7 protein-coding genes are annotated in these 7,356 nt (G+C 57.8%); 2 read left to right on the top strand and 5 right to left on the bottom strand.

Going from position 1 to position 7,356, the window contains the following annotated elements; all coding sequences use genetic code 11:
* Positions 1 to 1,720: M36 family metallopeptidase (locus ACFE7X_RS24705; protein WP_375438345.1), on the top strand; the 1,720-nt coding region annotated here is incomplete at its 5' end.
* A 261-nt stretch (positions 1,721 to 1,981) separates the two neighbouring features.
* Positions 1,982 to 2,371: a hypothetical protein gene (locus ACFE7X_RS24700; RefSeq protein ID WP_375438344.1), complete on the top strand. Its 390-nt coding sequence runs from the start codon at positions 1,982 to 1,984 to the stop codon at positions 2,369 to 2,371.
* Between the two features lie 221 nt (positions 2,372 to 2,592).
* Here the strand turns inward: ACFE7X_RS24700 and ACFE7X_RS24695 are convergent, their stop codons facing one another.
* The 5 genes from ACFE7X_RS24695 to ACFE7X_RS24675 form a co-directional block, all read right to left on the bottom strand.
* Positions 2,593 to 2,928, bottom strand: coding sequence for a hypothetical protein (locus ACFE7X_RS24695; RefSeq protein WP_375438343.1), 336 nt, complete (start codon positions 2,926 to 2,928; stop codon positions 2,593 to 2,595).
* Positions 2,929 to 2,973: 45 nt separating this feature from the next.
* Positions 2,974 to 4,017: a UV DNA damage repair endonuclease UvsE gene (uvsE, locus tag ACFE7X_RS24690; RefSeq protein ID WP_375438346.1), complete on the bottom strand. Its 1,044-nt coding sequence runs from the start codon at positions 4,015 to 4,017 to the stop codon at positions 2,974 to 2,976.
* A 232-nt stretch (positions 4,018 to 4,249) separates the two neighbouring features.
* Positions 4,250 to 4,855 carry a carboxypeptidase-like regulatory domain-containing protein gene (locus tag ACFE7X_RS24685; protein ID WP_375438342.1) on the bottom strand — a complete coding sequence of 202 codons (606 nt, stop codon included), beginning with the start codon at positions 4,853 to 4,855 and terminating at the stop codon, positions 4,250 to 4,252.
* 183 nt (positions 4,856 to 5,038) lie between these two features.
* A complete protein-coding gene (locus ACFE7X_RS24680) occupies positions 5,039 to 5,668 on the bottom strand; it encodes a hypothetical protein (RefSeq protein WP_375438341.1) in 630 nt (209 codons plus the stop codon).
* A gap of 201 nt (positions 5,669 to 5,869) precedes the next feature.
* Positions 5,870 to 7,129, bottom strand: coding sequence for a metallophosphoesterase (locus ACFE7X_RS24675; protein ID WP_375438340.1), 1,260 nt, complete (start codon positions 7,127 to 7,129; stop codon positions 5,870 to 5,872).
* Between the last annotated feature and the right edge of the window lie 227 nt (positions 7,130 to 7,356).

Genomic DNA, 7,356 nt, shown 5'->3' with positions numbered 1-7,356 from the left:
CCGCGCCGCCCGCAACGGCAACCCGCTCGGCTACAGCCCCGACGGCGGCCCGGACTTGAGCTTCGACTTTCCAGTTGATTTCGCGCAGGCGCCTGCCGTTAGCCAAGATGCGGCTATCACCAACTTGTTTTACTGGAACAACCTGATGCACGACGTAATGGCCCACAAAGGCTTCGACGAAGTGAGCGGCAACTTCCAGGTCACCAACTACACCGGCACGGGCCTCGGCAACGACGATGTGCGGGCTGAAGCACAGGATGGCGGCGGCACCAACAACGCCAACTTCTCGACCCCCGTTGATGGGGCGCGCCCCCGCATGCAGATGTACCTCTGGCCCGGCATCATTCGCGCATCTCTATCGGTAGCGCAGCCTTCTCCCGCGGCTGGCAACTATTCGGGTGTGGCCGCTGGCTTCGGCCCGAAGCTTTCGTCTGCCACTGCCGTTACAGGTAACTTGGTGTTGGTAAACGACGCCGCATCCACTTCGCTGGGGTGCACCACTCCCTTCGTAAATGCAACGGCACTCAGCGGCAATATTGCTGTGGTAGATCGGGGTACTTGCGACTTCACGGCTAAGGTGCGCAACGCGCAGCTAGCCGGTGCAAAAGCCGTAATCGTAGTCAACAACGTGGCTGGTGATCCTACCGTGATGGGCGGCACCGACACCGTGAACGTGCGCATTCCGTCCATCATGATTTCGTTGGCGGACGGTACTACGCTCAAAAACACCCTGAGCGGCGGCGCTACGCCAGCAGCCTCCTTGATCGGTCAGGTGCCACCGCCTGACCGCGACGGCGACTTCGACAACGGCGTAATTGCCCACGAATACGGCCACGGCATTTCCAACCGCCTGACTGGTGGCCCGGCCAACTCTAGCTGCCTTGGCAACGCCGAGCAGATGGGCGAGGGCTGGAGCGACTTCTTTGGCCTCTGGATGACCACCAAGCCCGGCGATCAAGGCTTTACTCCGCGCGGCATCGGTACATATGTATCGTATCAGCCTACCACTGGCGCGGGCATCCGGCCCCAGCGCTACTCGACGGATTTTGCAGTCAACAACCAGACGTATGCCAACATCGGGGTGGCGCCTTACACGGCCGTGCACGCCATTGGCTCGGTATGGGCTGCCACGCTCTGGGACTTGAACTGGAAGCTGATAGAGAAATACGGCTACAACCGCAACCTAAAGGCTGCCACGGGCGGCAATAACATTGCCTTGAAACTGGTGCTCGATGGCTTGAAGCTGCAAGTCTGCCGGCCTGGCTTCCTCGATGGCCGCGACGCTATTCTCAAAGCCGATTCCATCTACAACAACAAAGCCAACACCTACCTGATCTGGCAGGTATTCGCTCGGCGGGGCATGGGCATCGATGCCGTACAAGGCTCCAGCAACCTTGTCAACGACCAAGTAGCCGGCTATCTGATTCCGACCCGGGTGCTGGCCACTCAGTCGCAACAGCAGCGCGACGAGATGGTGGAGTTGTTCCCGAACCCCGCCAGCACTGAGCTAACGGTGCGCCTGCCCCTAAGCAGCAAAACTCCCGTGCAAGTGACGGTACTGGATATGCTCGGCAAGACCGTGCAAACGGCGGCGGCTCCATCGGCGGAGTTGCAGCGTGGCTTCCGCCTCAACACCAGCACTTTGGCGCCGGGCCTGTACGTGGTGCAGCTACGCTCGTCGGCGGGCACCTTCACCAAGAAAGTCCTGATTCAGCACTAAGCGGGAGCGTTACGGTTGCTAGTTGATGGCACATAAAACCCCGGTGGGCAACAGCTCACCGGGGTTTTTAGTATTTAGTAGGAGCATAGCTATGCTAAAGCAAGGTTGCAGTGAAATGCGGAGAACAGTTTTAAGCAATTGATTAGTAGAACGCTGTATCAATAAAATTCCGGGCTTTCCAGTCTTCATTCAAGAATGGACGTACAAAACTCGACAATGGCTTTCGGGCCAGACGTATTTTGTACTTCAATTGCCATCCTTATGAAAACGAAGAACCTCGCAATACTTACTGCTCTCATCTTGGGTGCCACCGCAACTGCGCAAGCGCAGGTCACACCTACCTCGCCCCAGAGAGGGGGCGTCATGAACCAAACCACTATTCCGCCGGCCAGCCAAAGCAATCCTGGCACCATCGACCAGCGTACTCCCACTACCACTAATCCAACCCAACTGAGCACCGGTAGCCCGACGCAGATGGGCACGAGCACCATCGACCAGCAGCCCATGCAACGCTCAACCACCATAAACCAGCAAAGCGTGGAGCAGCGGACTGGGGCTGCCACTACCCAGCCCATGAACACGGGCGTAAACCAGCGGCGCCAAACCAACACCCAACAACGCCCCACCAATACGGCCACGCCGCGTCCGTAGTCGTTAGCCTATAGCCTCGGTAGCTGTCCTGCGTTGATGGCCCACCGTGCAGCCCAGCCCCTGCTCGAGCTTTTGTAGCTTGGGCGGGGGCTGCGGCTTATAGGCAGGCCATACAACAAAGAGCCCCTGACTACTAGTAGTGTCAGGGGCTTGGGCGTTTTGATACGGTTGGTTCTTCTAAGCACTTATTGCTCACAGCCGGAACCCACCAACTACCAGGTTTACGCAGCTTGTAGCTTGGCGCCAAGCTGGAGCAGCAAGTCGCCGAGTTCGTGGAGCTGGGCCTGGAAATCGGGGGAGGCGTGGGTGGCGGCCTGGTTGGTTTGGGAGCCTAACATGCTCAGGGAATTGCCGATGGCTTCGGGATTGAGGTTGCCGCTGCTAAGCAAAGACTGTAAGTTGCCCACTTCCCGCCCAACGTCTTGCAGCGCTGGCTCACCACTCTGGAGCAGGCGCTGCTGCCAGGTTTCGGTGTTGTCGAGGGCGCCGCTGATAGGAATGCTGGTGAGGCCATTTTGCAGCGCGTGAATGGTAGCGCCTAAAAGTTCGTGGTTCATGATACGAGGTGTATAGAGAAAGGTATGCTGTGGTGCTTAGGAGCACTAGTTGCCATCGGTGGCTTGGGGCTGCTCGACTTCGGCAGCGGGCACTTTGTCTTTTTTGGCACGGGGCTTTCGGGGCTTGGGGGCCGCGGCGTCGATTTCTAAGATCTGCTTGGGCGTAAACACCGGCGGCTCGTAGCCCTCCGGCGCAGGCGGAAGCAGCGTCAGTTCGCGCATGATGCCGCAGGCGCGGTGTGCACTGGCTTCCTTGTCTTTGATTTCGAGCATGATATCAACATCCAAGTCGCCTAGCTCCCGCAGAAAATCCCGAAACAAATCCTCTTCGATGGCCGCTACGTGCTTGCCCCGTCGCTCGCCGTGCGACTGCGAACTGTAGTCCATCATCATAATGCCGTCGCGGGTGGGGTGCCAGGTGGCCGCGGCTAAGCGCAAGGCTTCGGCCATGGGCTCCCCGTTGTTGAGGCATTCGTGGTGAAAGTTGTCGAAAAGAATGGGAGTGCCGGTGGCAGCGTGCAATTCCAGGCAGTCGCGCAAGCTAAACAGCCGGTCGTCGTTCTCGACCACTACCCGTACTTGCACGGCCGGCGGCAGCGTGTGCCACACTGCAATGAAGCGCGCAATAGCCGTGTCTCGGTCGCCGTAGAGGCCACCGAGGTGAATCTGGAGCTTGGCCGTGCTGTCCAGTTCCATCAAGTCCAGCATCGAACCCTGATACACCAACTCAGCAATGCTGCGCCCCACAATGTCGGGGTTCGGCGAGTTGAGCACCACGAACTGGTCGGGGTGCATCGACACGCGCATATTGTGGGTTTTGATGAAGTCGCCGATGGCCTTGAACTCCGGCGCGAACCGGGTTTGCCAAGGAAAGGTGTTGACGGGATGAGAGCCGAACGGCACGATGTCGGAGCCGATGCGAAAGAACATGAGCCCGTGTTCCAGATTGTATTCCAGAATGCGTTTCAAGCAAGTTAAGTTGGAGGCAACGGTTTGCTCTACCCGCTCGTCGGAGTAGGAAGCCAACCGGAACGTGGACGCCGAGGTGCAGTCCAACGAATTATTCATGCAAGGATACCCGATTTTCATCTTCGGGCTTACGGAGTGGCGGGATAGTAGGTTGGTGGAATAGTCCATTGTCATTGCGAGTGCCGCGAAGCAATCCATCCTCTCGAAGTTGAAAACTTGATAAACAGACAAGCCCTTGACAACTGGTTACGTCGAGGGCTTGTCGCATTTCAGGGTTTCCAGCTTCACAGAGGACAGATTACTTCTTTCCTCGCAATGACAACAACCGACTATTTAGCAGTCAGCAACCGCCTCACTCATACCCCCGGTTATTCTTGAAGTTCTTGTTGTACTTCTGGCGGGCTTTGCGAGCAGCTTCGGCAGCTTCGGCGGCGCGTATTTCCTCCATTTTGCGTCGCTCCTGGCCAGCCCTAGAAAATTGGTCGTAAATCAAGCTGACGGGGTTGGCTAGCGAAGGAGTGGGAGCGGCCGGGGCCGTCGAATCAACCTCGAATAGCGGTTTGGGCGCGGGCGGGCGCTTGACGGCACTGGTAGGCGCCGTGCTGGGGCGCTTGATGTTGCGCAAGGCTTTGTTGATGGCGGCCCGGTCGGGGCGGCCTTCCGTTACGCGCACTTCCCCCAGCATCACACTGTCGCGCATCAACGACACTTGAATAACGAGTTGGGAAAGACCCGTGCCGCCCATCGGAAATCGACGGGTTTTGAAGCCCACTGCCCGGAATACCAGTGTATCGGTGTTTTGCACTTCGATTCGAAAGTCGCCTTCAGCATTGGCTACCACGCCCCGGCCGCTGCGCTGCACCAGCACGGCTGCGCCCGGCACGGCTCGCCCGGTACCCGCTTCCGATACCGAGCCCGTCACGCGCACCTGCGCCGTTGCTCCCAGCGGCAACAGCAAAAACAATAGCCACCCCAATAGCCTCCGGCCTAGCTTGCTTGCAGCAAATCCGCTTGAAATAGAATTCGGTAAGTTCATTGGCCTATACAAACGCAAGCAAGGGGCAAGTTATCTCATAAGAGAGTTAAAAAAAGCCCGCACCGTTGCAGGTGCGGGCTTTCAGACACGTAAGACCAGACAAAACTACTTGATCTTGACGTCCTTACCGTTTTCGGGCTTCAGTTTTACGGTGCCATCATCACCATCAATCTTGGCTTTGTTGCCTTCCGCATCCTTGATTTTTATGTCGCCGTCGGCTTTCACTTTCATTTTGCCGCCTTCGCCGCCACTCATGCTTTCTGTTTCGGTAGACGCGCTGGCGGAGTTGTCGGTTTCAGCTGGCGCGCTGCTGTCGTCCATGTAGGCTTCCTCGTAGTAAGTTGGGCGGCTGGTTTCGTACGTGGTATACGATTCAGCGGGCAGATACCCCTTGAACTCATTATCGGTTTCCGAGTAGGCACTACGCATGTCGGCAGCCATACCAGCGGTGTCGGAAGCGTACTTGGTGCGCAATTCGCCGAGGCGCTGGGCGCGGGTGTAGTAGGTGGTCCGGATGCGCGACACCATGGCGGTGTCCGTGATTTTCATGTCGGCCGCCATCTTATCGGCAATGCGTTGGGCGCGGCTCCGATATTGCATGTCCATGTCGCCAGTGGCGGCGGTGCTGGTAGTAGCGGTTTCGGTGGCCGTTGTGGCTTCCGTGGTGGTGGTGCTGTCGCCACACGAAGCGAGCGTGGAGGCGGCAATCGGGAAAAGCAACAGGAGCTTTTTCATGGAAACGGATTTAGTGAGAGGGAGAGAGAATGAATTGCGCATATACGCCGCCATCTCGACAGCGGTTACTTGCGCTTCATACTAATGGGCCAACAACAAAGAAGCCGCGGTTCCGTACGGCCGCGGCTTCTTTGTTGATCTGAATGGGACATCAGTCCAGGAAGTGGCGCAGAAAGGGCTGCGTCAGGCCTGCCGGCTGCATTAGGCCCGGCGCAATTCGAATACCGTTATTTCGGGCAGAAAACCTACCCGACCAGGATAACCGAGGAAACCCAGACCGGTATTCACGTACAAATATTGCTGGCCCTGCTGGTAGAGACCCGCCCACTGCTTGTACACGTATTGTACTGGGCTCCACTTCAGGAACGGCAGATTGATACCGAACTGCATGCCGTGCGTGTGGCCGGCCAGCATCAAATCGATATCCGGAAACTCGGGGCGCACCTGCGCATCCCAGTGCGAAGGGTCGTGGGAAAGTAGAATCTTAAATGGCGCATCAGGAGCCGCGGCTGCGTGGGCTTTGGCTAGGTTGCCATATTTGGGGAAGCGCATGGCCGCGCCCCAGTTCTGAATGCCGAGGATAGCAATTTTCTCGCCGTTGCGCTCTACATGGTGTGTTTCGTCTAGGAGCAGCTTCCAGCCGATTTGGGCGTGGTTGCGCTTGAGCCGTTCTAGGTTCGCGCGCTTGGCCTCGATACCTCCTTGCTCGGTCCAATCCACGTAGTCGGCGTAGTCGTGGTTGCCGAGGATGGAGAGCTTGGGCAGCTTGCTTTGAATCTGGGCCAGCGTCGGGATGTGGTCTTCCACTTCGGTAGCCACATTGTTCACCAAGTCGCCAGTCATCACCACGAGGTCGGCATTTTGCTGGTTGATAAGCGCCACGGCGCGCTGCAAGGGCTCCGTTGAAGCGAAGCTGCCGGTGTGGAGGTCGGAAATCTGGAGCAACTTAAAGCCATCAAACGCAGCGGGCAGGTTGGGGAAACGCAGCGTTACGCGCTTCACCCGATAGTCGGTGCCGCCCTTCACCACGCCCCAAACCAGCGAGGCAAACGGCACGGCGGCTACCAGCAAGGCCAGCTTGCTCAGAAATTCACTGCGCGGAATGGTTGGCCCGGCGCCCGTAGCGGTGGGGTTGCCGGAAATGCGACCTGCTATCCAACGTGCACCGCGTACCAAGTCTTCGGGAAACAAGAACAACAGAACAACCAGTTTGGACAGCAGCAACGCCAGCAACACGCTGCCCAAGTAGGCTTTGTAGGGCGCATGGCCTTGCCCGCGCGTGGCCAAGGACCACATGCCCAAGCCCCAAACCAGGATGGTAATCAGCCAGTATAGGTAACCGGCCGTTTTGCGGGCTACCGGAGCCGCGCTGTGAAATGCCGTGCGGACGGCTTGGAAGCCATACCACTCAGCCAATAAAAACAACAGCAAAAACAGAATGCCAGAAAGGGAGCGAAACATAGTAGGAGGGAAGAGCCGTCGGCCAAAACAAGGAAGTTGGTAGATAGCAAGCAGACGCTGCTAGTAGTTCCACCAACTACAAGACCGTCGGGCGTAACAACGCAGACGGCGGAATGGGGTTTTTACTTTATTTTCCGGGCCCTGCAATCCTGATGCCGCATGCAAACCCCTGACCATCTGTCCGAAAATCAGCCCGCCGAAGAAGCCACGCCCGTGCGCTACGAAAC

Source organism: uncultured Hymenobacter sp., from assembly GCF_964242765.1.
GTDB lineage: Bacteria > Bacteroidota > Bacteroidia > Cytophagales > Hymenobacteraceae > Hymenobacter.
Note: the sequence above shows the minus strand (reverse complement) of the source record. Positions and strands in the feature narration are given on the sequence as shown.

What these genes read in the sequence shown, in the direction of transcription:
- ACFE7X_RS24700 (WP_375438344.1), top strand. Translation starts at nt 1,982, where the DNA reads ATGAAAACGAAGAACCTCGCAATACTTACTGCTCTCATCTTGGGTGCC.
- ACFE7X_RS24695 (WP_375438343.1), bottom strand. Translation starts at nt 2,928, where the DNA reads ATGAACCACGAACTTTTAGGCGCTACCATTCACGCGCTGCAAAATGGC.
- uvsE (WP_375438346.1), bottom strand. Translation starts at nt 4,017, where the DNA reads ATGAAAATCGGGTATCCTTGCATGAATAATTCGTTGGACTGCACCTCG.
- ACFE7X_RS24680 (WP_375438341.1), bottom strand. Translation starts at nt 5,668, where the DNA reads ATGAAAAAGCTCCTGTTGCTTTTCCCGATTGCCGCCTCCACGCTCGCT.
- ACFE7X_RS24675 (WP_375438340.1), bottom strand. Translation starts at nt 7,129, where the DNA reads ATGTTTCGCTCCCTTTCTGGCATTCTGTTTTTGCTGTTGTTTTTATTG.